The sequence below is a fragment of the Planctomycetia bacterium genome, from assembly GCA_015075745.1.
In the GTDB taxonomy this organism is placed as follows: domain Bacteria; phylum Planctomycetota; class Phycisphaerae; order UBA1845; family UTPLA1; genus UTPLA1.
The window spans coordinates 2,675,102-2,699,770 of sequence record JABTTW010000001.1; the positions used below are offsets into that span (position 1 = coordinate 2,675,102).

A 24,669-nucleotide genomic window follows, 5' to 3' on the forward strand; every position below is an offset into this window, starting at 1 on the left:
TCGAAATATCGGCAAGCTGCTCGATTTCTTGCGGCATCATGCGCACTGAATGCCGAGACAGGCGACATGACTGCATGCGCGAGGGATCTGGATGGCATTTATCGATTGGCAAGACTGTTTGACGGCGGGTATCAGTGGCTGATCGCCATGCTTGTTGACGTAAGCATTGAGGCGCATCACTTGTCATGGATCGAGCGCGTCATCAACCGCGTCGGACTGGATGCCACCCACTTGGCGACCATCCAGGGCCAGCTTGAGCGAACGCAAAATGGTCCCGACTTTCAAGGGTCGATGATGTCGGAGCGCGTCATGTTCCTTGATACCTATCAATGGGCGCGGTCGGGAACGGGAGGCGGCTTTGCCGCTCTATCGGGCTTGATAGCGGGCGGTCCGGGGACCGGCTCGTCAATTAACATTTGGGGGTACCTTCCCGCGCTGCCGAGCCTGGACGTGGTGTACGGGCTGGGCATGTACGCGGAACTCGTCGAAGCCACGCAGGAGCCTGGACCACAGTCACTCAAGCGAGCCAAGCAGGCCGAATCCAAAGCGATGTCTGCGCCGGCGTACCACGTCTATTCCCGGATCATGTTGCCGTCACTGTCGCGCTCGGTCGAATTGTGGCTACGCGGGGTCGGCTCCAAGCGGGCGATGATCGCCGCCCTGGCCTGCGAGCGGTATCGGCTGGCCAACGGCGAGTGGCCGGAATCGCTGACCGACCTCGTTCCGCATTACCTCAAGGCCGTCCCGGTCGATCCGTTCGACGATGCGCCGATTCGCTACGCCGTCACGCCCGAGGGGATCAGTCTCTGGTCCATCGGCGAGGACCTCAAGGACGACGGGGGCGACACCAAACGCCGCGAGAAGCAGACCGCCAGCAACAAGCCCACCGACTGGGGCTGGGTGATTCTCAATCCCGACCTTCGCGGCAAGCCTCTTCCGGAGCCGACGAAATAATCATTTTCTGAATTCGGCGTACTGCGTCATCCACGTCCGGCAGGGGCGCCGGACGCTACGGTTGCGCAATTGCGAGCGATTTATCCGCGAAGCTCCAGTCCGATCGCGCTAAGGTGCTTTTTGAAGCTGTCCTGAAACGTGCGGATGTCTTCTTCGCTGAGCGTGCCGTCGTCCTTGCCGATCTCGGCGCGGAAGGTGAGGCTGCGCTTGCCCTGCGGAATGGACCCGCCCTGGTAGGCATCGACAAACTCGACGCGTCGAAGCTGGGCGTGCGAATACTTCGCCAGTTCCTGCCTCACCGCTTCGTAGCGTCGGCCCGCGTCGCAGAGGGTTGAGAAGTCCAGCCGGACGCGCGGGAACTTCGGCAGCGCGGGCAGCTTCTCATGCCGACCGAGCAGATCGACGACCGCCGACAGATCGATCTCGCAAAGCGCCATCGAGACGGCCTTGAGCCGCTCGTCGATCTTCTGCTTGCACGCCAGCGGCAGGATCGTCGCCCGGCCTATCGTCCGATCGCCGGTGCGCACCTCGGCGATGCGCATCTCGTCCTCCCAGGGCTTCGCGCTGGTTGCCTCGGCGAAATCGATGGAGCCTTCGAACACCTGCATGGCCCAGCCGGCCAGCGCACCGCGCAGTCGATCCCAGACCGTGCCGTCCGCCTTCGCGCCTGACTGCGCCACGAGCAGGGCCATGTGCCGCCGCTGCGACTTCTCCACTTCCTTGATGCCGGGGAAGAAGGCGCTGCCGATCTCGATCAGGTTAAACCGCTCGTAGTGATGGCGGTTGCGGTCGGCCATGGCCAGCAGGCCCGGAGCAAGCGACTGCCGCAGGCGCGAGCAATTGTCCGCGGCGGGGTTTCGCAGGGTGATGCACTCGCCGGGCTCGAAGCCGAGCGCCTTGACCCAGTCGTCGTCGTACCAGATGTAATCGTGCACCTCGACGAAATCGCCGCCGACGCAGAAGTAGTCGAGCGTGCGCTGCTCCAGCGCGAGATCGGCGGACGGCTCGTAATAGCGCGCCGCCACGGTCGGCAGGACCGGGTCGATGTTGTTGTAGCCCACGAAGCGCGCGACCTCCTCGATGAGGTCCGCCTCGATGGCGATGTCTTTTGTCGCCCGATAGGACGGCGGCGTGACGAGCAGCTTCGCGCCGTTGCGCCGGCAGGTGAACTCCAGCTTCGTCAGAATCTTGCAGATCTCGTCGGGCGTTACCGGCTTGCCGATGAAGCGCGCGGCGAAGGCGCAGTCCAGCTCGATCGTCGGCGCCTTCTTCGGCGCGGGGTAGCAGTCTGACAGCGCGCTGGCGACTTCCAGGCCCGGCAACTCGGCCGAGGCGAGCCGGTGAAACCTCGCGATTCCCAGCACGGTGTTCGCCGGGTCGAGCGACTTCTCAAATCGGGCGCTGGCCTCGGTGCGATGGCCCATGGCCGTGGCGGCGCGGCGGATTGTCGCGGCGTCGAAGTTCGCCGACTCCAGCAGCACGGTCTGCGTCTTCGCGCCGACTTCCGTCTCGGCCCCGCCCATGATGCCGGCGATGGCGACGCTCTTGCGGTCACACTGGATCATCAGCGCACCGTCCGGCATGGTGCGCGATACGCCGTCGAGCGTGGTGAACTTTTCCTTCGGCGAGGCCGTGGCGACCTGAATGTTCGTCAGCCGCGCCCCGTCAAAGGCGTGCATCGGCTGGCCGAGCTCCATCATGATGTAGTTGGTCAGATCGACCAGCAGATCGATCGGCCGCTGCCCGCAAAGTGCCAGCCGGGCCTGCATCCACAGCGGCGATGGCTGCGCCGCGAGGCCGCGCATGAGCAGGCCGGTGTACCGCGGGCACTTCGCCGGGTCGTCGATCTCGATGGGAATCTCCGGCAGGCTGTCGGTCGGCAGTTCGCCGAGATCGGTCACGTCATATTTTTTCAGCGGCAGGTCGAGCATCGCGGCGACTTCGCGGGCGATGCCGTAATGGCCCCAGCAGTCCGGCCGATGCGTGATGGACTTGTTATCAATCTCGATGATCCAGTCGTCGAACAAGGCGGGGTCGATCGACGAGCCCGGCTTCGTGCCCGGCGGCAGGACGATGGCATTCGCCCCGACCTGCACGAGGCCCAGGGCCTGACCGGCGACGATCATGCCTTCGGACGGTCGGCCGGCGGGGTCGGTGGTGCCAAAGGTGTGGCCCGCGACCTTCGCCCCCGGTGGGCCGTAAATGACCAGCGAACCGGCCACAAGGTCGGGCGCGGCGGAGAGGGTGGCGTACTGCTTGTCGGCGATGAGCGTCACCTTCTGCAGCTTCACCTCGCCGGGCACGCGCTCGACGCCGTCGATCCGCGCCGCGACGAGGCCAGAGAAGTTCGCCTCGTGATGCTCAATGCCGTCCACCTCGGCGGCGGTGATGGTGAAACGAAGGGCCAATTCCCGCGGGTCAGTGCCGGACGGAACGGCGACGAAGTCTTTGAGCCAGTTGAGAGAGATCAGCATGGGTGCGTATTATGCGGAAGTGGGCGGGAAAGTCGATTCAAATGGGGGCGCTAGGATCAGGCGGCCGCGAGGGGGCGAACATCTTCCGCCGTAAGTGGTTTCTCGTGAAGGCTGTTTAGTACTTGATTGATGTCTTCCAGGCTTGCCTGCATCGGTGACGTGATCTCAACTCCAATGGCCCGACCATCGCCGGTGAAATCGACGACCAGCCCTTTGTCGCGCTTCTCAGTTCTTGCCGAAGTGTCCCCAGGCTTGCGATCAAGGTACAAGTACGCGGCAAGCGGCCGTCCTCGTCGAAATGTGCCTTCCAGGTACCTGTGCTTCATGGTTCTATCCGCCGGCATTCTCAATCGCGCACGCAGTCGCATTGAAAAAACTAAATGGAGTACCGGGGCGAAGCATCACTTCCTACGTCGAGCAGCCCGGTCCCTGCGAGTTCGTCGCGCGGTAGCTTTCGCGCCGTCAGCCCTCTCCTGCGACTACCAAAAGGATAATTCCTCATCGCGGGTCATGCTCTTGACCAACGAATAGACTTCGGTAGCGCCACGCCGCTGCATCGCAATGCAGTCAATCTTCTTTTTCCGCATACGTTGCACTGGCTCTTTTAGGCCCGTTCCAGGAGCCTGAAATACTCATCCCGATCAATCCCGGCGGTCCTCAGATTATTGCGGATGATCGAAACGGAAACTTCGTCGTATGTTGGAATCACGATAGGCCGCAGCACGCCCGGTTTGGTATAGCTCCGGTGGCTGCCTTCCTGTCTTGCAAATGTGAATCCCGCGGCCAGAAAGACCTTTTCCAATGTACGCCAATTCAAGGGAGTCATTCGCGGCATATTTAGACCGCCACTGCATGTCGTTCAACTCCCACCCAGACGGGTGCGATCCAAGTGCTGCCCTGTCGCGTGTACCCGCATTCCTCAAGAATCGTTTCCAAAGTCCCCGCATCGGTTGCAGTCTTGAGAAAGCACCGCACCGCCTCATCGACGGCCTCCCGCGCCGCCTGCGGCGAAGGGCCGCTGCTCATCACGTCCAGCGGGAGCGCGTGCGCGATGTACTGCGAGCCTTCCTTCCAGATGTTGATTGTGCAGTCAAGATTCATGGCGCACCTCCCTCTCAAGGTATTATACGGGGTTTCCGCTCAATCTCTGCGGGTTGACCATGCCGCGAATGTCGCCGCTGTTGAGAATCCGAATATCTCCCACCCCGTACTTCATCATCGCCAGCCGCGTCAGGCCCAGCCCGAAGGCAAACCCCGTGTACTCGTGCGGGTCGATGTTGCCGTGCCGCAGCACGTTCGGATGCACCATGCCGCAGGGCAGAATCTCCACCCACCCGCTTCGCTTGCAGGTGGCGCATCCGCTGCCGCCGCAGATCGCGCAGCTCATGTCCAGCTCGAAGCCCGGCTCGACGAACGGGAAAAACCCCGGCCGCAGGCGGACTTCCACATCCCGCTGAAACACCTCGCGCAAAAGCAGCTTCATGAACGCGATGAGATGGGCGATGGAAATATCCTTGTCGATCAGCAGGCCCTCAAGCTGATAAAACGTATTCTCGTGCGAGGCGTCGATCGCCTCATAGCGAAAGCACCGCCCGGGTGCGATGACCCGTAGCGGTGGGCCGAAGCGCTGCATCGCCCGAACCTGACACGGGCTGGTATGCGTGCGAAGCAGCCAGCCGTTGGTGAGCCAGAAGGTGTCCTGCGTGTCGCGGGCCGGGTGATCGGCGGGGATGTTCAGCGCTTCGAAGTTGTAGAACTCCGTCTCCATCTCCGGACCGCCGACCACGGCGAAGCCCAGGCTGGTGAAGATGCGCTCCACCTCGCGCTGCACGGCGGTGACGGGGTGAAGGCTGCCGCGCTGGGCGGCGGGCGGCGGAAGCGTCGGGTCGAAATCGGCGGACTGCTTCTTCGCCCCGGCGACCTCGCCCTTCCGCACGCCATCGAGCGCCGCGGCGAACAGCTCCTTGACCGCGTTCTTGGCCTGATTGATCGCCTGCCCGGCGAGCCCGCGCTGGTCCGGCGGGAAGGACTTGATGGTGCCGAGGGCCTCGGCGAGCGGGCCCTTGGTCAGCTTGGACTCCGCGCCGCGAAGGGCGTCGGCGGACTTGGCCTCGGCAACAGCAGCAGCGGCGTCGGTCCTGACCTGGGCGAGAAGTTTTTCGAGCGCGGCGAGGTCCATAAAGGGTCCTGAAAAGTACGATTCAGAGCGGTATTGATACGGGACGGGAGCGATGCGGGCAAGGTGATGAAAAGGCGGTCGGTGGATCAGCCGCGGCGCTTGCGTCGATCCGGCTGGTGGGCGTGTCCGTTTCCGATCACTTCGATGCCGGCAACGTGAAGGAACGGGATCAATGTGTACTTGTCAGACCTCGGCTCGGCAACGAGGATTTGCGACTTCATCACAACGACAAGGCTGGGATTGCGAACATCGTATGCAGCACCGCTGCTTGCCCGAATGCGAAACGGGTGAAACGGCTCCTTCTCGACAAGCTCACGAATCGAGGCGATTGTCATAGCAACATCATAGGTCCGCGGCGGTATTGCATCAATAACTCGACTTGCGGCATATATTTACAGTTTCCACAGCACGCGACGACTTGACATCAATCTGGATCCATTGCTATCATTTGCACAATGACGCAAATAAACAAAACTACCTGCGGCCCCCCCAACCGCCCCTGCTGCCAGGATGTCGCCGAGCTCATCGAGCCGAAGTTCTTCCGCGCCCTGTGCGACCCCAATCGCGTCGCCATCCTCGCCCGCCTCGCCCAATGCGGAAGATCCTGCACCGTCGGCGAAATCGCCTGCTGCTGCCCCGTCGACGTATCCGTCGTCTCGCGGCACCTGGCCATCCTTCGCGACGCGGGCATTCTGGAAGCGACCCGCCGTGGCAAGGAGGTTTATTACTGCGTCCGGTTCGACACGTTTGTGTCGACCCTCCGCGTCATCGCCGACGCCATTGAGTCTTGTTGTCCACCACCACAAAAAAAGGTTCCCCTTAAGAAGGAGAAACGCAAGTGAATACCCCGATCGACGTTCGAAAGATGGTCTCCGAATCCTACACCCATGCCGTCAACAATCCCGGCACCGGCTGCTGCGGCGGAAGTTGCTGCCCCACGCAAAAAGGCGCCCTCGCCAAGCTCGCCGGCTACGACTCCCAGGAGCTGGCCGCCCTTCCCGTCGAAGCCGTCATCAACTCCTTCGGCTGCGGCAATCCGCTTGCCTTCAGCGAAGTGCAGCCCGGCGACGTCGTGCTCGACCTGGGCAGCGGCGCGGGAATCGACCTGATCATCGCCGCGAAGATGGTCGGCCCGACCGGCCGCGTCATCGGCGTGGACATGACCGACGCCATGATCGAAAAGGCCCGGGCAAACATCGCCGCGGCGGGGATGAAGAACATCGAAATCCGAAAGGGCATCATCGAAGAGATGCCCGTCGAGTCGGGAACGGTCGATTGGGTCATCTCCAACTGCGTGATCAATCTCTCACCGGACAAGCCGCGCGTCTTCGCGGAGATCGCCCGGGTACTCAGGCCCGGCGGGAAGATGCGCGTGTCGGACATCGTCGTGCGCGAACTACCCGAAGCGGTGCGCAAGAACGCCGCGCTGTATAGTAGTTGCATCGCCGGGGCGATCGGCGAAGAGGACTACCTCGCAGGCCTCAAAGATGCGGGACTCCTCGATGCGGAGGTGCGCGATCGGCATTTATACGACGCGCCGCAGATCGAGGCCCTGGTCGGGTCTGAACTGGGATTGAATGCCGAGACAGCCGGCCTCGCGAAGACGACCGTCGGAAATGTCTGGAGTGCGATCTTCTACGCAAGAAAGCCCTGACCCACCGGTCGATGTAAATTCAATAGGAATTTCGCGATGAGCAATCAAACCGAGGTCCGTCGCTTGAATGTCTTTGAGCGGTACCTCACCCTATGGGTCGGACTCTGCATGGCCGTGGGCGTCGGGCTTGGAAAACTCGCGCCGGGCGCCATTGATTCGCTTCGGCGAATGGAATTCGGCGGCGGAAGCCAGATCAACATTCCCATTGCGGTGCTGATCTGGCTGATGATCTACCCGATGATGCTGAAGGTGGACTTCGCGTCGATCGTCGGCGTGGGCAAACGGCCGAAGGGTCTCATCATCACCTGTTTCGTGAACTGGCTGGTCAAGCCCTTTTCAATGGCTCTGCTCGGTTGGGTTTTCTTCAAAGTCCTCTTCCGGCCGCTGATCGGCGCGGAACTCGCGGACCAATACATCGCAGGCGTGATTATCCTCGCCGCGGCCCCCTGCACGGCAATGGTCTTCGTCTGGAGCTACCTGACGCGCGGCGACCCGGCCTACACCCTGGTACAGGTCTCGGTCAACGATCTGCTGATGCTCGTGCTCTTTGCGCCGATCGTCACGCTTCTGGTCAGCGGGGCGTCCGCGCTGACCGTCCCGTTCATGGTCCTCCTGTATGCCGTCATCTGTTTTATCGTGATTCCCCTGTCGGTGGGCGTCGCAACCCGCGTATGGCTGGTGCGGTCTCGCGGACTGGACTGGTTCGAAAAGACTTTTCTGCCGCGCTTCCACCCCGTCGCCGTCCTGGCCCTGCTCGCGACGCTCGTGCTGATCTTCGCCTTTCAAGCGGATAACATCACGAACCGCTCTCTCCACGTGGTGCTCATCGCCGTCCCCATTCTCATTCAGGTCTTCTTCAACTCGTCACTGGTCTATGGTTTGATGAAAATCTTCCGCGTACCGCACAGCATCGCCGCGCCGGGCGCCCTCATCGGGGCGAGCAACTTCTTCGAGCTGGCCGTCGCCACGGCGATCGCCTTGTACGGTCCCGATTCCGGCGCCGCCCTGGCCACGGTGGTCGGCGTGTTGGTGGAAGTACCGGTCATGTTGAGCGTTTGCGCATTCTGCAATCGGACGCGAGGGTGGTTCGACGCCGCAAGCCCCGAAGAATGTCCCACACCGGAGCAAGGATGCTGTGCCAATTGGCAAACGTTCGTTGCAGGCACGGCCGATTGAGCATTCGACCGCTGGTTGAATCTCCAGGATCCCTCTCTATGCCGTTTTCTGCTTGAGGAACCCATCATAGATCAGCGCGGCCACAACAGCCCCGACGATCGGGCCAATCCAATACACCAATTGCTGTGGCCAAAAGACATCGAGATTTCCGCTCATGGCCGCGACGATCCCGGGGCCAAATGTGCGGGCGGGGTTCATCGACGCGCCCGTTAGCGGACCTCCGACGAGGATATCCGCACAAACGATGAGTCCGATTCCGAAGCCGCCGATCTTGGGAGTGCGAGGATCAATTACCGTCCCGAAGACGGCCACGAGGAGCAGAAACGTCAGGCACGCCTCGATCAAGATAGCCTGCCCGGTCGTGACCGGATTCGCGTAGATCGGTGTGCCAAGGCTCGCCGCGAGGACGACCTGCTGATCGCCGACGGTCAGGCCTTTGAAAACGGCCAGCACCAGTGCGCCGGCGATTGTCGCGCCGATCAACTGGGCGATGATGTAACCAATCGCATCCGACAGGCTGATTCGTCCCGTCACCAGCATGGCAACCGTCACCGCAGGATTCACATGACCTCCGGATATATACATCGTGGCCGAGACCGCCACCGACAAGGCGATGCCGTGTGCAACGGCGATCCCCAGCAGACCCACTCCTGGAGCGAACTCCTGGTGGACCGCCAGGCACATCGCCCCGGCGCCGATGAAGCACAGCATGAAAGTCCCGACGGCCTCCGCGACGAACTTCGACGTATTGTTCATAAGGCTTGTCCTGCTCAATGATTCGAATCGTCAGACAGACAATACGGTGAAGGGTATGTGACCGCATCAGCGCGTGTCAAGATTGGTTCCACCGATGGCCGATCCGTGCCACGGGCACTATACTCCCGGAATAATATGCGCGGTTGGCACGCATGTCTTCTCCACGATTTCAACATGAGGTACCAGCATGGCACGGGTTTATCTATCGCACTTTGTCAGGGCCTTGATAGCCGTCAGCTTCCTGGGCCCATTCGCCGTCATCGCGGATCAGACCGCGCCGCCGACCGAGGCCGACGGCCCATCGCAAGTAGCGTCTGCCAACCTGAATCTCGAATACCAGTCATCCCCGCGTCGCTCGCGCCGCTCGCGCCGCCCGACGTCCTACAAGGTCGTCGACGTAAAGGGCGGCGGCACGCTTACCGGCACGGTCATCTACAAGGGCAAGATACCCGCCCCGCGCAAAATTCAAATCGTCAAGGATCACGAGTCCTGCGGAAAGCACCCCACCGAGGTGCCGCTGATGACCACCGACAGCGCGGGCCGTGTCGCACAGGCCGTCGCGTACCTGGCGGATATCAAAGAGGGCAAAGACTTCCCCGAGCCGGAGTCCAAGCCGCGCATCGATCAGAAAATCTGCGAATTCCACCCGCACATTCAGGTCGTCCGCGCCCGGCAGGAAGTCGAAATCCTCAACAGCGATCCCGTCGCCCACAACATCAACGCCTCGCAGCGCATCTACACCCTCTTTAACATCCTTCAGCCGCAGCAGGGCATGAAGGCCGTGCAGAAATTCACCAGGCCCGGAGTCGTCAATCTCAAGTGCAACGTCCACGACTGGATGCAGGGATACGTTCACGTCGCCCTGCACCCCTATTACCAGGTGACCGGCGCCGACGGCACCTTTCGTCTTGAGAATGTCCCGCCCGGCAAGTATGAACTGGCCGTCTGGCAGGAATATCTCGGCGAGCAGACGTTTCCCGTCGAAGTGAAGGCCGGGGAAACAAGCGACATGCAGATCGTGCTGAAGCCGAAGGACGGCGAAGAGGCAGACGCCAAGTAGCACAATTCGCATCCTATTGGAGCAGCGTATTCGTATTTCCATTTTCACCATCGCCAGTGAGGATTGAGCCAATGAGTCACGACAGCAGGACAATCAGAATGACAGTGATGGCGTTCGCCGTCGCCCTGGGCGCCGCCGCTTTGGATAGCCAGTCCGCCCGAGCCGCCGACAAGAAACTGGAACCGCTGGGCCCGGTGCCGATCCCCGCGGACAATCCCATGACCCCGGAAAAGATCGAATTGGGCAGGATGCTCTACTTCGATCCGCGCCTCTCCGGCGACAGCAGCCTCTCGTGCGCCAAGTGCCACGACCCGGCCAAGGGCTTTGCCAACGGGTTGCAGATGTCCGACGCCTACCCCGGCACCAAGCACTGGCGACATGCCCCCACCGCCCTGAACGCTGCCTACTCGAAGGCCCAATTCTGGGACGGCCGCGCAGACAGCCTCGAAGCGCAGGCCATCGGTCCGATCGCCGCGCCGATCGAGATGAACCAGAATTACACCCACCTCGTCGAAAAACTGAGCGGCATTCCCTGGTACCGCGACCAGTTCAAAAAGGTCTTTAAGAGCGACGTCAACATGGACAACCTCGCCAAGGCCATCGCCGCCTTCGAACGGACGATCGTGTCCAAGCCCGGCCCCGTGGACAAGTATCTGACGGGTGACAAATCGGCGCTGACCGACATGCAGAAGAAGGGCATGGGCCTCTTCACCGGCAAGGCCAACTGCATCGCCTGCCACCATGGGGCGAACCTGTCCGACGGCGAGTTCCACACCACCGGCGTCCCGGAAATCGAAGAGCTTAAAACGGAGTCCGATCGCATCGCCACGCGGCACTTCTTCGCCACCGATCAAAAGTATCCCAACCCGCGGAGCGTCAACGCCGACTACGGCCGCGAACTCATCACCAAGAGCCGGTCCGACCGAGGCAAGTTCAAGACGCCGTCGCTCCGCGAGCTGGTTCACACCGCCCCCTATATGCACAACGGCGCATTTGAGACGCTCGACGACGTCATCGAGTTCTACATGAAAGGCGCAGGCGATCATCCCAACAAGGACCCCCTGCTCAAGCCCTTCGATCTCACCGACCAGGAGTTTGACCAGCTTCTGGAATTCCTTGAAGCGCTTTCCTCCCCGAGTGTCGTGAAGGTTGAGAAGCCGGCCGAACTGCCCAAAAAGGACGACGGCACTCTGTAACTCCGCCGCCCTCTGACATGACATCGATTTCCCCGCGAGCCCAGGGCGCGATCCGCTCTGGGCTCTTGCGTGCGTGTCCCGCTTGCATGACGAATCGTCCTCTTGCAGTCTGTTGACCCGACATGACCTCGACACCCGCAGAGCCCTCCAGTGCCGTGACGCCAGGCGGGGGCATCTCCTCAATGCCATTTGCGCCGACGGTCCTCCCGAGCGACGGTCCCCTGGAGCGCGTCATGCTCCTGCACCTCGTGGGCACGTTCTGCCTCGGCACCGCCATCGCCACGCCGTACATCCTCCCATTCCTCGCGCGCGAGCGCTTCGGGGCCAACAACTGGCAGACCACCGTCCTGACGGCGGCCGTGCCGGTGACCCAGTTCGCGTCGATCTTTTGGAATCGCCTCTATGCCCGGGTCGGCACGCGCACGTACCTGGCAATCATCGCCACATGCGCCTGCATCCCCATCGCCCTGCTGGCCGCGGCCCAAAACATCTGGCACGTCATGATTCTCTTCGTCGTCGCGGCCTGCGGCGGAACCGCCGGCGTCGCGGCCATGGCCCCGCTCAACGGCGATCTATTGCAGACTTGTTATGCCACGGTACGCAGGGGCCGGATCTTCGGCGTCATCTGCGCCGCCCAGTTTCTCGCCACCATGCTCGCAGGGCTCGGCATGGGGCTCTGGCTGGATCACGATCGAGATGCGTTTCGTTTGTTCTTCCCCATCCTCGCGGCGTGCATGGCGCTCGGCCTGTTCTCGTACGCCAGGATTTCATCGAAGCCCTTCTGGATCGCGCGCCATCGTGCGCCTCAACTGATAAGCAGCTCATGGTTCTCGCCGCTGCGCGCCATGCGCGAAATCCTCAAAAAGGATCGTCGCTTCGCCGGCTACGAGGCGGCCTTCATGTCCTACGGCATCGGTTGGATGATCTGCACCGCCCTGATCCCCGCCATCGCCACCGACAAGCTGCACCTGAACTACACCGAATACTCCCAGGCGACGGTCGTCATCTATCAACTCACCACCATCGTCCTGCTCATGCCGATGGGCCGTGTCGCCGACAAGCTCGGTTCCATCAAACTCGCCGCGGTGTCATTCCTGTGGCTCACCTTGTATCCCATCGCCCTCATCTTCGTGCCTGCCGAGCCGACATTCGGGCTCTCCAGCGCGACATGGCTCAGCGCATTCGCGATGATCTACGCCATCGGCATGGTCGGCGTGCAACTGACCTGGACCCTGGGCCCGGTCTCGTTGGCCGGCAGCAGCGCGAAGGCCCCCGAATACCTCGCCATCCACTCCACCCTGGTCGGCGTCCGCGGCATCGTCGCTCAGGGCCTGGGAATGATGCTCTACGCCCTCACCGGCAGCTTTGCCTGGCCCCTGGCCCTTGCCTCCGCAGGCTTCGCATGGGGTTCCTGGCGAATGCGAAAACTGGCGGGCGACCATCCGTCGCACGGCCCGAAGCCCATCTGATCACCGGCCTCGACTCGGCAGCCCACGCAATAAAGCCTTGAAATGGCTCGATTTACGCCCATCGATGGAGAACCATGGGCTGCTGTTCGCGGCGCGCCAAACTTTTTCCAAGTCTTGGAATAACGCCGCCCCCATGCCGGTATTAGATTGGTAGAAGGGGTCATCCGCCCGGTGGCGGGAAGCCGACCTCTTCGTATTTGCTAATTCGTGTGTTCGATCAGCGGGTGATTGTTCGGCTCGCCCATCCGCTGATCATTGGCCCACTCGGTGGTCGGACCGAGTGGGTTTTTTTTGCGCGCCACGTTCCCGGAGGCGACGCGCCGCTTCATCCGCAATTCGCCATCCGATTCTGCGCGATGGGTTATCAATGCACATTAGGGTCGGTCGGCGCCGCGTCGATGCCGTCGATATAACCGTCCCCGTCATAATCCGGATTGTTGTCGTCCGGATCCGTGCCGGAGGGCAGGCCGTCGTTGTCGTTATCCGTCAACTCGCCGTCGAGCAGACCGTAGTAGTCGTAGTCGTTGTCATAGTCCGGATCGCTGCCATCGAGGATCGTGTTGCTGTTGGCGTCCGGATCGCCCGGATACCCATCGTCGATGTCATAGATGCCGTCGCCGTCGCTATCCGTCTCTGCTCCGTCCAATATCCCGTTGCCGTTCGCATCCGGATCGTTCGGGAACGGATCAAGAAAGTCGGGGATGCCGTCACCATCGGAGTCCGACTCGCCCGGGTTCGGGTCCTGCGCATCCACGATGCCGTCGCCGTCGTAGTCGCTCTCCTGCCCGTCGGGAACGCCGTTGCCGTTCGCATCAGGGTTGTTCGGATACTCGTCGTAGAAATCCGGAATGCCGTCGCCGTCCGAGTCCGTCTCCTTCCCATCGAGCACGCCGTTGCCGTCGGCATCCGGATTCGTCGGGTCCGGGTCAAGGGCATCGGGAATCCCGTCGCCGTCGGAGTCGGTCTCGTACCCATCGGCCACGCCGTTTCCATTCGCGTCCGGGTCGAACGGGCTTGAATCGAGAATATCGGGAATCCCGTCGCCATCCTGATCGATTCCGATGACATCCGGGTCCAGCCAGTTGGGAATGCCGTCATTGTCCCAATCGGTATCCATGCCATCGACGACGCCGTCGCCATCGGCGTCCGGATCGTTGGGAAATGGATCGAATGCATCGGGAATCCCGTCGCCGTCCGAATCCGGCAGGGCCCTGAGGGCCGCCCAGTTCATCGGCGGAACCGTGCCGCCGAAATAGGCGTTGATCGCCGCGGACCCGAGTTGAGAGAGTTCCTCCGTCGAACAGGCCGACAAAAGGATCGAAAATGACGCGGCGGCGAAGAGCCCCGCTCGCCCGGCCCGGCGATGCGCACCTACGGCAATACTCATGGAGATAGTCCCGAGAAAATCGGATCGCCGGACTCGCGCCTGCCTCGAGAGATAGTGGCGGGCGCCTGTGAAGATATCCAATACGGCCGGGCCTTCGGCAAGGGAGAACTCGCCGTTTATGTATCGGGCGACACAGGTCAGCCCTTTCTCGGACGGCGTCCGGCGATATCGGCTGATCCAAAGCGACCCGCAGCACCGCAATGATTCGGACCAAAGGCGCGGACAGTGAGCAAGCGTTAACTGGGGAGGAATGGAATCAACACATCCACCGCCGCCCGCTCCCCGGCGATCGGCGGCCTTCGATCACGAACCGGAATTCAGGCCCATGTCACCCAAAAACCGCCGGATTTGCGACTTGCCCCAACACATGCCCGCCACAAGACTTGCAACCGAAAAAAATCGACTGACTCACCTTATGTCACCTTCAATTTTGCTCGCTCGCCGCCCCCGATCCGAGCCGCGCGCGTCAGCAAGCGGTACCAGAAAATCCGGATATCCAATCACGATCAACGCCAATCGCCGACGCAATCAGTACCGCCGCCTTTGCATTTACCCTGGACCCCTTGGCCCCTTTTTTTTTCGCCTATTGTCACCTTCAATTTTGCAGCACTTGCGCGCGATCAAGGAAGCGGCTTGCCGTTTGGCGATGGACCACCAGCAATCCCGCCGCCCTAGCCGGCATGCGACATTGCGGCCTGCTCAACCGCCGCCGCGCCATTTGGTCGATCCTGATCGCAGTCCCCCTTATGAATGCGGGTCATCAGGAACGGCCGCCCCACCGCGTAGATCGTACTGCCCCGCGCCTCGGGCGGATGAAACACCGTCGGCAGGTCGTCCGGCGCAAGGGTCCAATTCTCGCCGGGACAGTCAAACCCCCAGCCATCCATCAGGAATCGCCGGCCATTCGCCCTGGCCGACTCCGCCGCATGGATCTTCGCAAAGGTTGGGTCCGCTCCCTCGGGATGATGACACACGTGTGTCACCACGCCCCAGTCGTTCTCCTCGGTGCGATAGACCACGCCGGACTGCGATTGATACGAATAGATCGGGTGCTTCCAGAACCTATGGTCGAACCACGCGTCGCCCGGGAGCGTCTCGGCCGAGTGCGGCCGCGCAGGGCCCGTTGTCCGCTGCGTTTTTTTCACCTCACCATCCGGAGAATAGACCCAGCGCCGCGCACCGCGCACGCAGAACCCACGCTTCAAATACACCGGCAGCGCATCGGGCCCCGCCCCGAATGTGCCGATCCATCCGTCGCACGCCTCGGCGATGGACTGCATCTTCGCCAGCAGCTTACCGCCCAGACCGGTGCCCTTGGTCTCCGGAAAGACGTGCCAAAGGGCCAGCCAATAGGATTGCGGTCGCGGATACGGGGTCACAATGGAGCCGAGAAAGCCGGTCATGCGCGTGCCGTCATACAAGCCCAGCACGCTCATCCCGCCGGGCCAAACCGATCGATCCACCCATTGCGTCGAGTAGGTGAATCGAAACATGGCATCGTCGGTCGCCAGCACGTGGCCGCGCCGCCAGTAGGTGTTGATGTAATGTTGAAGCTGCTTTGCATCTTCGCAGGGTCGAATCTCGCCGCCCATGACTATATGCCTCCCTGTCCGCGCCGCCCCAGTTCGTCCATCACATACTTTGCATCCACGCGCTCGTCGGTCCCGAGGGTCATCGTGTACCCGCAGCCGCGGGCAATCATCTCCGTCGTTTCGTCATACCTGCCGAAGGGGTACGCCAGCATCCTCGGCATGGCGCCGAACAGCCGGGTCATCGTCGCCGCCGCCCGCTGCATGTCCGCCGCCTGCGCCTTGGGGCCAAGCGATGTATATGGAACATGGTCGAAACCATGGCCGCCCAGCGAGTGCCCCGCCGCTTGCACCGCGCGAAGCTCCGCTTCGGTCATGAACCAGTCCTCCGCGCGCAGACCGACTTCGGCATTGATCTCCCGCAGAATGGCCCATGCCTGCTGCGGCGGCACCGCAAACGCCAGGGCAAACTTCAGCCGCCGCTTGTGCGGAACCTCGTAGTGATACAGCGCGTCCATCTTCGCGACATCGATCTCCACGCCGCAGATGTGCGGCTCGACCCGCCGCTCAAACTCCCGCCAGCCCAGATGCTCCGCAAGCGCGTGAAGCAGGTGCTGTGCGCACCACCGATCCGGCTCATCCGAGTACGGCCGCATGGGCGCGAAGAAAACCCCCGGCACGCCCAGCCCGTCAAGAATCTCCGCCGCAATGGCCTGGTCCTTCACCGCGTCGTCAAAGGTGATAAGGCCCAGTCGATCGTCGTCAGCGGCCCGCGCGGAGAACTCGTGCGCCGTCACGATTTCGTATTGCGACTTGATCGCCAGGATCTGTTCTCTGAAGCGCTGCGGCGTGATGCCGGTCACGCCGTCCGAGTCCCGCTCGCGAATGTAGTGATAGGTCGCGATGAAGTGCCCGATTGGCGCGCGGCGCAACCCCGCCGGACCAGCACCGGGACGCTTTGTCTTTTCCTGAAGTGTTTGCGCCGTCACACTTCAATTATCGGCACTCCTGCGGTCCCCCTCGGAGCCAAGTCTCAGCCCGCCCGAAGCACATTAGTAGTAGATTGTCCGCGTCCGATGGTGCCCGATGGCCACTTCAGGTGCGTGCGAGAGTTCCCACAGATACCAGTCCACCTCCCATGCCGCCGACTTCTTTCCCTGTGTCGCGAGCGCCTTCACCATTCGATCGACCGCCTGCACCGATGCGGCGCGAATCTCCATCTCCTCTTCGCTGCCCTCGGCGATCTCCTCCTCCCGCTCCACCCGAGCGGCCAACTCCTCCGAGAGTTTCAGGATTCCCAGGTGGCGCAGGGCCTGCGGGACGCGGTAGTCCGCGAAGGCCGTCAACTCCTCCAGCCCGGCCAGCGGCGGATGGTCGCGATGCTGCCATGCGACGGACAAGTCGAGGGCCGTGATCTGTGCCCGCTTCATGAAGTAGACGATGCTTCCGCGGTAGCTGCCCACGTCTCGAAACGAGTCGAACTCGGTCATCAACAACACGGCCAGCGGCCAGGCGCGCGATCTCGCGGATTCGACCGCATGGATGAACTGGCCGTCGAACCGCTCGAGCAGGACGCGGCCGGTATCGCGAATGATCCGCTCGCGCTCGTCGAGCAGCAGCAGCTCACCCTTTCCGCTGAGCACCTGTCGGATCTCGTCCGACGGCACCTCGATCCAATATCTGGCGTCGAACCATGCCGGCTCGTAGCGTACCGCCAGCAGAATCGAAACGAGCATGGCCTGGAAGCGTTCGTAGGTGGTCCCGCGCCACTCGATCTTCAGCGGACACTTCGACCAGAAGCAGAAGTTCAGGGCGTCAATGAGCAAGACGATATTGGCAAGCTGAGCCTGCGAGCCTTCCAGCTTTCCCAACAGGTCATGGCCCGAAGGGCGCAGTGCGTCGCGCGACATCTTCGTCGCCCATTGAGCGATGGCCGCATCGTCGATGGAAATATGCGACGCCCCGTCGATCACGCCGCGCGTTGAATCCAAAACCAGCATGTTTCCGACCGCCTCTCGAAAGTCATACGCGTCCGCGCTTCAGCGACAGAAAAACAGAAAGTCCCGTCTTGAAGCGCACGGACAATCAGGGAAAGTGCGATTTTGCAGGATATTGCGGCTCTGGCCAAGCCGGTCCGTAGCGCGGGAACGCTTACGAGCCCTCGTTGGGTACAAGACTATTCGGCAATTCGAACATTTGGGAATTGGAAGAATCGACGCACCCGTCATACATGAACACTGCGGAGCGAGACTCAAAATAGCCAACACTTCCAGATATTTCGAAGACCCTAGGAAACGATGATTCGGCCGGCCCTCGTTGCTTAATTTCCTCGCGGTTGCGGCGGGAATTGCGGCTGATTGCCAGATCATGATGAACCCAAAGGCGTCGCGTTCGATACCTGACCAGGCCCGCATTCTCCTAAGACCGTCAAATCTGCCCGTCCCGTCCGAATAAAGTGCCTGTTCCGGACCCATTCCCCGCATATCCAGTCGCTTCTGAGGAAAGAAAAACCTGTGTGAGGTCTGTCGGTGAAGGGTGTATTTCCTTCGGAGGTCCATCGGGTGGCCGGCAGCGAAGCCGGTTCCGACGGCGATGCGAATGGATATGAGGATTCTAAGAGGGATCGGCGTTCTGGCAATGCTGTTCGTGGCTGCGGCGGGTGACTGCCAGCAGGTGATGCAGCCACCGGTTGACCCGCCCGTCGATCCCGCTCCCAACCCACCGCCGACTCCGACGCACGCAACGCCGCCCGCGAAACTCGGCGAACTGCCGCTCGGCAGCGCTCCCGTCAACATCGCCCTCGACCTGACACGAAACCGCGGCTTCGTCGCAGACGGAAAGCGCGTCCGGCGCTTCGACCTTCAGAACCGTGTCTGGCTGCCGCTGGCATCCCCTAACGGTGTCTTCTACGGCCTCGATGTTGAAGACGACTTGATCGGTCAGATCAACCCCGCCACCGGAAAAATTAACCGTATCCTCGCCTACCCGGAAACGCTCTTCGTCCCGCCGCTTAACGCCGGATTTGCCGTCGGCATGGACTACAACCCGGACACGGGCAAGCTCTATATCATTGACATCTTCGCCCTCGGTCGTGCCGCCACGCTCTTCGAACTCGATCCGGCAACCGGTCAGCGAACACAGATTGGCGAAACGGGACTCGAAGGCATGGACGGTCCCCTGGGATCCATCTTCAGCCTGGCCCGCGACCCGGCCACCGGGCTACTTTACACCGTCGACGTGGTCGATGACCTCTGGAAAATCGACCCGGTCACTGCCACCGCCGAACACATCGGTCAGCTCAGCGCCGACCCACTTGAGTTCTCCAATGTCCAAGGGCTGAAGTTCTCCCCACTCGACGGAAAACTCTATGGCATCAATCCGCCGCTCAACGGCCCCGTACAGATTGTCACGATCGACATTCAAACCGGGGCAGGCACGCACGTCACTGAACTACCGCTCGGCTATACCGGAGGCAGCCTCGCCTTCAAGCCCGACGGCTCCATGTGGACCGTCAACCTCCTCGTGCCGACCATGCTCGTCCCGCGCACGGACTTTCTCTATCAGATCGACTACACAACCAACCCCGCCACGATTCCAGTCCAGTTCCCAACTCTCGAGTTCTCACTTTCTTCACTCGGCAACGACATCCACTTCCAGGCAATCAACAGCCTCTGCTTCGTCCCGCAAAGCAGTACGGACCAGATCGTCCCTACGTTCCAGAACATCGACGCTTTAGGGGTCGATCAGAACGGAGGTGTCCTCGCTTCCGCCGGCGCCGGCGTATTCGGCTTCGATCCTGACTTCGAAATCTTCCCCGCAGGCATAGGCGGCCTCGGCCTCGCCACTTTCCAGAGCATCACCGTGCATCCGCTCAGCAACATTGCCTATGTTCGCGACGGCAACTCCGGCAAAATCTATGAATTCATCCCGGACCAGAGCGGCGTCACGAACACAATCCAGTACCGTCCTTCCTCCTCATCTTACTTCCACCCGATGCAACCCGATGCCGGCATCGACACACAGACGAACAACCTGTACATCGTCGGCGACTTTCAGCTTCATCGCGTAAATCTGGGAACGGGTCAGACCGACGAAATCGACGACGGGCCCAATGAAGACCCGGTCGGCGTGATTGTCGATTCCGTCCGGCGACGGTTGCACGTCAACATGCAACTCGGCGGACCGGGCGGATGCTCGTCGATCCGCACCTACAACATCGACACGATGGAACAGCTCGCGGAAATCTGCGGCAGCAACTTTCAGATCTTCAACATTGCCTTCGATCCGGTGCGAAACCGCATCGCAGCGAACTGCCGCATCAGCGCCCCCTCCTTCGACATGAACGTACGCTTCTTCGACATGGATACGTTCACAGAGAATTCGATCGCGCCCCTTCTCCTACAGTCCGCGCCGGACAACACCAACCCGTCCGACGCCTTCCTCGCCATCGACTCCGTGCGAAACATCCTCCTCATCGCCCGGCCGGACACGCCCCCGCGACTTGAGTTCTACCAGATGCCCAATTAGGCGAGATCGCGCTCGCTACTCGAACACAAACTCCACCGCTTCGGTCAGCTCCTTCTCGGCAGCCTTCGGGTATTGGTGGCCCAGCCCCTTGTAGGACTTGTAGCGCACCGTCGCTCCCGACTTCTTGAGCACTTTCTCCGCGAGCCGGCTGGACTCGAGCATTTCCTGGTCGTCCCGGTCACCGACCATGATGACACAACGCATGTCGCCCAGGTCTTCGCCGTCCACCTCGGCTTCAAATGACTTGTCGAACTTGCCGGCGATTGAGATGACTCCGCGAATCATTCCCGCGTTGCGGATGCCGATGAGGTATGCCGCCCATGCTCCCTGAGAGAAGCCGACGATCGCCACCTTTTCCTCATCAACCTTGTACTGGTCCATGACCGACTCGACCGCCCGCATGACCTGGTCTTCCAGGTCATCGAGGCTCATGTCCCAGCGGTATTCTTCGTCGCCTAACTGGTAGGTCCCCTGTGGGGTCAGCAGGATGGCCCCCATCTGGTCCGCCACCTTCTGCCATCGGTCGCGCGTTTCATTCATGTTTCCGCCCCACGGATGCAGCGCCACGATGAGCGGAGCCTTCTTCGATTTGTCGAAGTGCTTCGGCAGGGTCACTTTTGTCGCCGGTTCGACTTTTTTGGCGGCGCTTTTGGTCAGTTCCTCGGCGAGCCGGATAAAGCGTTTGTTCTTGCGGATAAAATCGAGGTCGCTGTCGTCCTTCATCTGCTCGATCAGGTTTTCATTGAATCCGCCGGTGTGGACGGCTCGTTCAAACGCCTCGATCGCCTCGTCTCCGTGCTTCATGAGTGATTGCATGCACGCGACGTTGTAGGCCGTCAGGGCCTTCGTTGCGGCGTTCATGTCTTTCTGGGCGAGTTCTTCCGCCTTGAGTGCGATCTCCAGGGCCTGATCGTAGTTTTTCTCGCCTGCCGCCTGGATCAGTCTTCTGGTTAGCTCGTTGATTCGCATCGCGCGATCGCGCGGCGACATCTCCTCGACCTGCTTTTCATCCTTGTCGCTGGCGTCCGCTTTCTTCGCAGGTTTGTCATCCTTCTTTGCCGCAGGTTTTTCTTGCTCATCTGCATGGCCGCTGCCGTCTGCGCGCAGATCGGCGACGATCTTGCGGAATCGATCCTCGCCGCGAATGGTGCGAAAGTCGGCGTCGCTCATCAGATTGTCGGCGTCGCGGTAGCCCACGCGGATCGATTTCTCCAGCCACTCATACGCCTCGCCCTTTTCCCCCAGCAGGCAGTGCAGGCAGGCGATGTTGTAAATCGTGTCCGCGTCGTCCGGCACGAGGTCGTGCAGTTTCTTGGCGGTCTCCATCGCGTCCTTGTATTTGGCGGCGCGATACTCCGTCCGAAGCTTGCTTTGCAGCTTTGAAATCTCCGCGGGGTCCGCACCCGCTGCCGCCGGCCCAGCCAGCAGACCGGTGAGTAGAAGCGCCAATGCCAATACCCGCGCCCGCTTGATCCAGTGGGAAAAATTCATTGTCTGGTTCATGATGAGTTCCTCGAAGGTATGACGCATTCGCGTAACTGGCTCGCAACCACGGGGATTATACATCGGTCTACTCCGTATCGGCACCCGTGCCCTCAACCATGCCCGCCTGCTACAATAGGCAATATACTTATGCTCCACATCGGAAACATCCAGCTCGACGCACCCTTCGTGCAGGCCGCCCTGAGCGGCTACAGCGACGCCGCCATGCGGCTGCTCGCCCGGGAGTATGGCTGTCCGTACGCCATCAACGAGGTCGTCCTCGACCGCCTTGTGGGCCAGGCGGGAAAAAAAATGCGCCGAATGCTCGCCATCCCGCCGGACGACCATCCCGTGGGCGGCCAGCTTATGGGTAGCGAGCCGGAACAGTTTGCCGCGGCGGCGAACGATCTCGTCGAGGTCGGCTACGACGTCATCGACATCAATTTCGGCTGCCCGGTGCGCAAGGTGCTTGGGCGGTGCCGCGGAGGCTTTCTCCTTTCGGTTCCCGATCAGGCCCGTGACATCATCCGCAAAGTCTACGACGCCGTCGGGGACCGGGTCCCTGTCACGCTCAAGATGCGCCGCGGCATGGACGACACCGCCGAGAGCGAGGCGAATTTCTTTTCGGTCCTGGATGCCGCCTTCGAGACCGGTCTTTCCGCCGTCACCGTCCACGGGCGGACCGTCAGGCAGCGGTACGTGGGCCCGAGCAATTGGGAGTTTCTTGCCCGGGTGAAGCGGCATGTCGGCGACCGGGTGATTCTCGGCAGCGGCGACCTCTTTTCGGCGGAGGACTGTGTGCGGATGCTCAGCGAGACAGGCGTTGACGGCTGCTCGATTGCGCGCGGGGCCATCGGTAACCCGTTCATATTCCGCGAGCTTCGGGCCCTGCTCGATCAGGCTGCCCCAGTTGGACCGATGACATTTTCGGAAATTGCCCCTCCTTCCATTACCGAGCAGCGCCGCGCGCTGGCCCGTCATTACGATCTTGTTGCCTCACTCCACGGCGAAGAGTTAGCCGGTCCGTTGTTACGGAAATTTGGCGTTCGGTACAGCGAGCTTCATCCGCTCAGTGTCGACGTGAAGCGCGCCTTCCTCGCGGTGAAGTCCGCGGACGACTGGCACGCCATGCTCGATGAATGGTACGGCGATGAATCGCGCTACCCAGCGGTGACGCGCCGCCTTCGCCCCGAGGCCCTTATCGCGGCCGGGGCAACATGGGACTGCGAGCCTGCCGAGGCTTGATCAATAATCATCAGTCGGTGATAACCGAATCAACTCAGGCGAACGCCGAAGGACCCCAAAGCGTCGGCATCGGTCGGGAAGAATTTGAACATCTTGTCCAAACCGGTGAGGGAGAAGACCTTCATCAGTTCCTTGCGCAGTCCGGCGAAGACCATGGTGCCCTTGATATCCGCGACCTTTTTCTGGAGCGTGATGAAAACGCCGAGGGCGTGCGACGAGAGAAACTTGACGTTGGCGAAGTCCAGGACGAGCTTCTGCTTTTTCTGGACGTCGGTCAGTTTGTAAAGATCGCGGCCGATCTGTTCGATCGTGGCGGCATCGAGAATCGATGGATCGGTAAAGGTCACCAGCGTAACGCCCGCGTAGTCTTCCACGCGCAGATTTGAAGCAGCCACAGTCGAATACTCCCGTTTCAGCGAACAGCCCGAACCTCTATACGTCGCTCCGGCATGCCACTATCTTACGCCGGAGCACAGGCACAGGCGAGTCGGGGATTTCATGCAGACGATCCGCATTATTGGCATCGAAACGTCAAGCCGCCGTGGGTCCGTGGCCCTGGCCGAAGGCCCGAACGTGGTCGCGGAGGCAGAATTCTCGACGCAGACGCAACACGCCCGCGAACTCCTGCCCTCGCTTGAGGAACTCTACCTCCAAGTCGGCTGGCCCAGGGGCAAGGCGGACCATTGCTATGTCTCGATCGGACCCGGCAGTTTCACCGGCCTGCGGGTTGCCGTCGCCTTTGCCCGACATATGGCACTGGCCGGCGCGACTCAGATCGTGGCGGTGCCGACCCTGGCGGTCGTGGCGGAGAATTGTGCCGCCATGGGGCCGCCGCCGTCTCCGCTGGCGATCGTGCTGGATGCGAAGCGCGGGCAGGTCTTCGCCGCCGTGTTCGAATGGCGGGCAGGCGCATACCATGCCGTTGAAGCGCCGCACCTGGCGAATCCGCGGGAACTGATCGCGCGGTACGACGGGAAGATCATCGTGACCGGCGAGGGGATCGACTACCACAGGGAAGCCATCACCAAATCCGGGGCATCGGTCGTCGATCCTGCCTATTGGATACCTCGCGCGGCAAACGTGTGCCGACTCGGCCGGCGTCTTGCCGAGCAGGGCGCGTTCACGCCGGCGCGCGAGCTGATCCCGCTCTATATCCGTCGGCCGGAGGCTGAAGAAGTATGGGAGAATCGCCAAGCCGGGAAGGAGACGGGCGAAGCTGCTCGCTGACTAGAATCCGCCGAAGAAGAATTGCCGAATGGCCGTGTTAATCGGCAGGGTGACGGAGCTGAAGGCGGTTCGCATACCGAAGAGGGCGGCATCCTCGCGGCAGGTGGAAAGCTGAGCCGTCGTCCCCAGACAGATGGCGGCCAACATGATCCAGCGGCGTCGATAGGCTCGATTTAAGCGGTGCATGTGTCCTCTTGCCGATCCTCTGAGGCAAACCATCGGGCGGCCGTCCCGCCGCCTTCTTTATATCATCGGTCCGGGGCTGGGCCAAGCATGAAACGGCACGGGGGGGGCCGGCTTGGTTCGGCCGAGCCATCGGTTGTATATTGGACGGGTTTGACGCCTGAAGAAAGG

At 61.6% G+C, this 24,669-nt stretch carries 24 protein-coding genes; 10 read left to right on the forward strand and 14 right to left on the reverse strand.

Annotated elements, in window-relative coordinates; genetic code table 11:
- Positions 1-66: 66 nt before the first annotated feature.
- Entirely contained in the window at positions 67-954 is an 888-nt protein-coding gene (locus HS101_10575; GenBank protein MBE7506714.1) for a hypothetical protein, read from the forward strand.
- A gap of 80 nt (positions 955-1,034) precedes the next feature.
- Here the strand turns inward: HS101_10575 and pheT are convergent, their stop codons facing one another.
- The 6 genes from pheT to HS101_10605 form a co-directional block, all read right to left on the reverse strand.
- A complete protein-coding gene (gene pheT, locus HS101_10580) occupies positions 1,035-3,428 on the reverse strand; it encodes a phenylalanine--tRNA ligase subunit beta (protein MBE7506715.1) in 2,394 nt (797 codons plus the stop codon).
- A gap of 56 nt (positions 3,429-3,484) precedes the next feature.
- Positions 3,485-3,754 (reverse strand): DUF2283 domain-containing protein, encoded by a 270-nt coding sequence (locus tag HS101_10585; protein MBE7506716.1) that lies wholly within the window; start codon positions 3,752-3,754, stop codon positions 3,485-3,487.
- Positions 3,755-4,032: 278 nt separating this feature from the next.
- Positions 4,033-4,263 carry a type II toxin-antitoxin system HicA family toxin gene (locus tag HS101_10590; protein ID MBE7506717.1) on the reverse strand — a complete coding sequence of 77 codons (231 nt, stop codon included), beginning with the start codon at positions 4,261-4,263 and terminating at the stop codon, positions 4,033-4,035.
- Positions 4,264-4,265: 2 nt separating this feature from the next.
- Positions 4,266-4,529, reverse strand: a complete 264-nt coding sequence (locus HS101_10595; protein MBE7506718.1) for a hypothetical protein — start codon at positions 4,527-4,529, stop codon at positions 4,266-4,268.
- A 22-nt stretch (positions 4,530-4,551) separates the two neighbouring features.
- On the reverse strand, positions 4,552-5,607 hold the full coding sequence (gene pheS, locus HS101_10600) for a phenylalanine--tRNA ligase subunit alpha (GenBank protein ID MBE7506719.1): 1,056 nt from the start codon (positions 5,605-5,607) through the stop codon (positions 4,552-4,554).
- 86 nt (positions 5,608-5,693) lie between these two features.
- Complete coding sequence (locus HS101_10605) at positions 5,694-5,942, reverse strand: hypothetical protein (GenBank protein ID MBE7506720.1); 249 nt, start codon at positions 5,940-5,942, stop codon at positions 5,694-5,696.
- A gap of 120 nt (positions 5,943-6,062) precedes the next feature.
- Between HS101_10605 and HS101_10610 the strand changes: the two genes are divergently transcribed.
- From HS101_10610 to arsB, 3 genes are read left to right on the forward strand one after another with little or no spacing between them, the layout of a single operon-like run.
- Entirely contained in the window at positions 6,063-6,449 is a 387-nt protein-coding gene (locus HS101_10610) for a winged helix-turn-helix transcriptional regulator (protein ID MBE7506721.1), read from the forward strand.
- Entirely contained in the window at positions 6,446-7,261 is an 816-nt protein-coding gene (gene arsM, locus HS101_10615) for an arsenite methyltransferase (protein MBE7506722.1), read from the forward strand. Before HS101_10610 ends, arsM begins: the two co-directional genes overlap by 4 nt.
- 36 nt (positions 7,262-7,297) lie before the next feature.
- Entirely contained in the window at positions 7,298-8,437 is a 1,140-nt protein-coding gene (gene arsB, locus HS101_10620) for an ACR3 family arsenite efflux transporter (GenBank protein MBE7506723.1), read from the forward strand.
- A 36-nt stretch (positions 8,438-8,473) separates the two neighbouring features.
- On the opposite strand, the gene HS101_10625 is transcribed toward arsB, so the two are convergent.
- Positions 8,474-9,193, reverse strand: coding sequence for an aquaporin (locus HS101_10625; protein MBE7506724.1), 720 nt, complete (start codon positions 9,191-9,193; stop codon positions 8,474-8,476).
- A 187-nt stretch (positions 9,194-9,380) separates the two neighbouring features.
- Between HS101_10625 and HS101_10630 the strand changes: the two genes are divergently transcribed.
- The 3 genes from HS101_10630 (at position 9,381) to HS101_10640 (ending at position 12,918) form a co-directional block, all read left to right on the forward strand.
- Positions 9,381-10,253, forward strand: a complete 873-nt coding sequence (locus HS101_10630) for a carboxypeptidase regulatory-like domain-containing protein (GenBank protein ID MBE7506725.1) — start codon at positions 9,381-9,383, stop codon at positions 10,251-10,253.
- A 98-nt stretch (positions 10,254-10,351) separates the two neighbouring features.
- Positions 10,352-11,449 (forward strand): cytochrome-c peroxidase, encoded by a 1,098-nt coding sequence (locus tag HS101_10635; protein ID MBE7506726.1) that lies wholly within the window; start codon positions 10,352-10,354, stop codon positions 11,447-11,449.
- A 182-nt stretch (positions 11,450-11,631) separates the two neighbouring features.
- The gene (locus HS101_10640; GenBank protein MBE7506727.1) at positions 11,632-12,918 is read left to right on the forward strand and encodes an MFS transporter; all 1,287 of its coding nucleotides are present in this window, start codon (positions 11,632-11,634) and stop codon (positions 12,916-12,918) included.
- Positions 12,919-13,282: 364 nt separating this feature from the next.
- Here the strand turns inward: HS101_10640 and HS101_10645 are convergent, their stop codons facing one another.
- The 4 genes from HS101_10645 to HS101_10660 all read right to left on the reverse strand — a co-directional run bounded on the left by HS101_10645 (position 13,283) and on the right by HS101_10660 (position 17,834).
- Complete coding sequence (locus HS101_10645) at positions 13,283-14,305, reverse strand: thrombospondin type 3 repeat-containing protein (GenBank protein ID MBE7506728.1); 1,023 nt, start codon at positions 14,303-14,305, stop codon at positions 13,283-13,285.
- A gap of 671 nt (positions 14,306-14,976) precedes the next feature.
- A complete protein-coding gene (locus HS101_10650) occupies positions 14,977-15,897 on the reverse strand; it encodes a hypothetical protein (protein ID MBE7506729.1) in 921 nt (306 codons plus the stop codon).
- Positions 15,898-15,899: 2 nt separating this feature from the next.
- A complete protein-coding gene (locus HS101_10655; GenBank protein ID MBE7506730.1) occupies positions 15,900-16,823 on the reverse strand; it encodes a polysaccharide deacetylase family protein in 924 nt (307 codons plus the stop codon).
- Positions 16,824-16,886: 63 nt separating this feature from the next.
- Positions 16,887-17,834 (reverse strand): hypothetical protein, encoded by a 948-nt coding sequence (locus HS101_10660; GenBank protein ID MBE7506731.1) that lies wholly within the window; start codon positions 17,832-17,834, stop codon positions 16,887-16,889.
- Positions 17,835-18,438: 604 nt separating this feature from the next.
- Between HS101_10660 and HS101_10665 the strand changes: the two genes are divergently transcribed.
- Entirely contained in the window at positions 18,439-20,361 is a 1,923-nt protein-coding gene (locus tag HS101_10665; GenBank protein ID MBE7506732.1) for a hypothetical protein, read from the forward strand.
- Between the two features lie 15 nt (positions 20,362-20,376).
- On the opposite strand, the gene HS101_10670 is transcribed toward HS101_10665, so the two are convergent.
- On the reverse strand, positions 20,377-21,864 hold the full coding sequence (locus HS101_10670; protein ID MBE7506733.1) for a dienelactone hydrolase family protein: 1,488 nt from the start codon (positions 21,862-21,864) through the stop codon (positions 20,377-20,379).
- A 129-nt stretch (positions 21,865-21,993) separates the two neighbouring features.
- Between HS101_10670 and HS101_10675 the strand changes: the two genes are divergently transcribed.
- Positions 21,994-23,088: a tRNA-dihydrouridine synthase gene (locus HS101_10675; protein ID MBE7506734.1), complete on the forward strand. Its 1,095-nt coding sequence runs from the start codon at positions 21,994-21,996 to the stop codon at positions 23,086-23,088.
- Between the two features lie 29 nt (positions 23,089-23,117).
- Here the strand turns inward: HS101_10675 and HS101_10680 are convergent, their stop codons facing one another.
- Entirely contained in the window at positions 23,118-23,483 is a 366-nt protein-coding gene (locus HS101_10680) for an STAS domain-containing protein (GenBank protein ID MBE7506735.1), read from the reverse strand.
- 103 nt (positions 23,484-23,586) lie between these two features.
- Between HS101_10680 and tsaB the strand changes: the two genes are divergently transcribed.
- Entirely contained in the window at positions 23,587-24,315 is a 729-nt protein-coding gene (gene tsaB, locus HS101_10685; GenBank protein MBE7506736.1) for a tRNA (adenosine(37)-N6)-threonylcarbamoyltransferase complex dimerization subunit type 1 TsaB, read from the forward strand.
- Here tsaB and HS101_10690 read toward each other — a convergent pair whose 3' ends face one another.
- Positions 24,316-24,501 (reverse strand): hypothetical protein, encoded by a 186-nt coding sequence (locus HS101_10690; GenBank protein MBE7506737.1) that lies wholly within the window; start codon positions 24,499-24,501, stop codon positions 24,316-24,318.
- Positions 24,502-24,669 lie beyond the last annotated feature (168 nt).

Coding starts and splice junctions, on each gene's coding strand:
- HS101_10575 (MBE7506714.1), top strand. CDS start 67: ATGACTGCATGCGCGAGGGATCTGGATGGCATTTATCGATTGGCAAGA.
- pheT (MBE7506715.1), bottom strand. CDS start 3,428: ATGCTGATCTCTCTCAACTGGCTCAAAGACTTCGTCGCCGTTCCGTCC.
- HS101_10585 (MBE7506716.1), bottom strand. CDS start 3,754: ATGAAGCACAGGTACCTGGAAGGCACATTTCGACGAGGACGGCCGCTT.
- HS101_10590 (MBE7506717.1), bottom strand. CDS start 4,263: ATGCCGCGAATGACTCCCTTGAATTGGCGTACATTGGAAAAGGTCTTT.
- HS101_10595 (MBE7506718.1), bottom strand. CDS start 4,529: ATGAATCTTGACTGCACAATCAACATCTGGAAGGAAGGCTCGCAGTAC.
- pheS (MBE7506719.1), bottom strand. CDS start 5,607: ATGGACCTCGCCGCGCTCGAAAAACTTCTCGCCCAGGTCAGGACCGAC.
- HS101_10605 (MBE7506720.1), bottom strand. CDS start 5,942: ATGACAATCGCCTCGATTCGTGAGCTTGTCGAGAAGGAGCCGTTTCAC.
- HS101_10610 (MBE7506721.1), top strand. CDS start 6,063: ATGACGCAAATAAACAAAACTACCTGCGGCCCCCCCAACCGCCCCTGC.
- arsB (MBE7506723.1), top strand. CDS start 7,298: ATGAGCAATCAAACCGAGGTCCGTCGCTTGAATGTCTTTGAGCGGTAC.
- HS101_10625 (MBE7506724.1), bottom strand. CDS start 9,193: ATGAACAATACGTCGAAGTTCGTCGCGGAGGCCGTCGGGACTTTCATG.
- HS101_10630 (MBE7506725.1), top strand. CDS start 9,381: ATGGCACGGGTTTATCTATCGCACTTTGTCAGGGCCTTGATAGCCGTC.
- HS101_10635 (MBE7506726.1), top strand. CDS start 10,352: ATGACAGTGATGGCGTTCGCCGTCGCCCTGGGCGCCGCCGCTTTGGAT.
- HS101_10640 (MBE7506727.1), top strand. CDS start 11,632: ATGCCATTTGCGCCGACGGTCCTCCCGAGCGACGGTCCCCTGGAGCGC.
- HS101_10645 (MBE7506728.1), bottom strand. CDS start 14,305: ATGAGTATTGCCGTAGGTGCGCATCGCCGGGCCGGGCGAGCGGGGCTC.
- HS101_10650 (MBE7506729.1), bottom strand. CDS start 15,897: ATGGGCGGCGAGATTCGACCCTGCGAAGATGCAAAGCAGCTTCAACAT.
- HS101_10660 (MBE7506731.1), bottom strand. CDS start 17,834: ATGCTGGTTTTGGATTCAACGCGCGGCGTGATCGACGGGGCGTCGCAT.
- HS101_10665 (MBE7506732.1), top strand. CDS start 18,439: ATGAGGATTCTAAGAGGGATCGGCGTTCTGGCAATGCTGTTCGTGGCT.
- HS101_10670 (MBE7506733.1), bottom strand. CDS start 21,864: ATGAACCAGACAATGAATTTTTCCCACTGGATCAAGCGGGCGCGGGTA.
- HS101_10675 (MBE7506734.1), top strand. CDS start 21,994: ATGCTCCACATCGGAAACATCCAGCTCGACGCACCCTTCGTGCAGGCC.
- tsaB (MBE7506736.1), top strand. CDS start 23,587: ATGCAGACGATCCGCATTATTGGCATCGAAACGTCAAGCCGCCGTGGG.
- HS101_10690 (MBE7506737.1), bottom strand. CDS start 24,501: ATGCACCGCTTAAATCGAGCCTATCGACGCCGCTGGATCATGTTGGCC.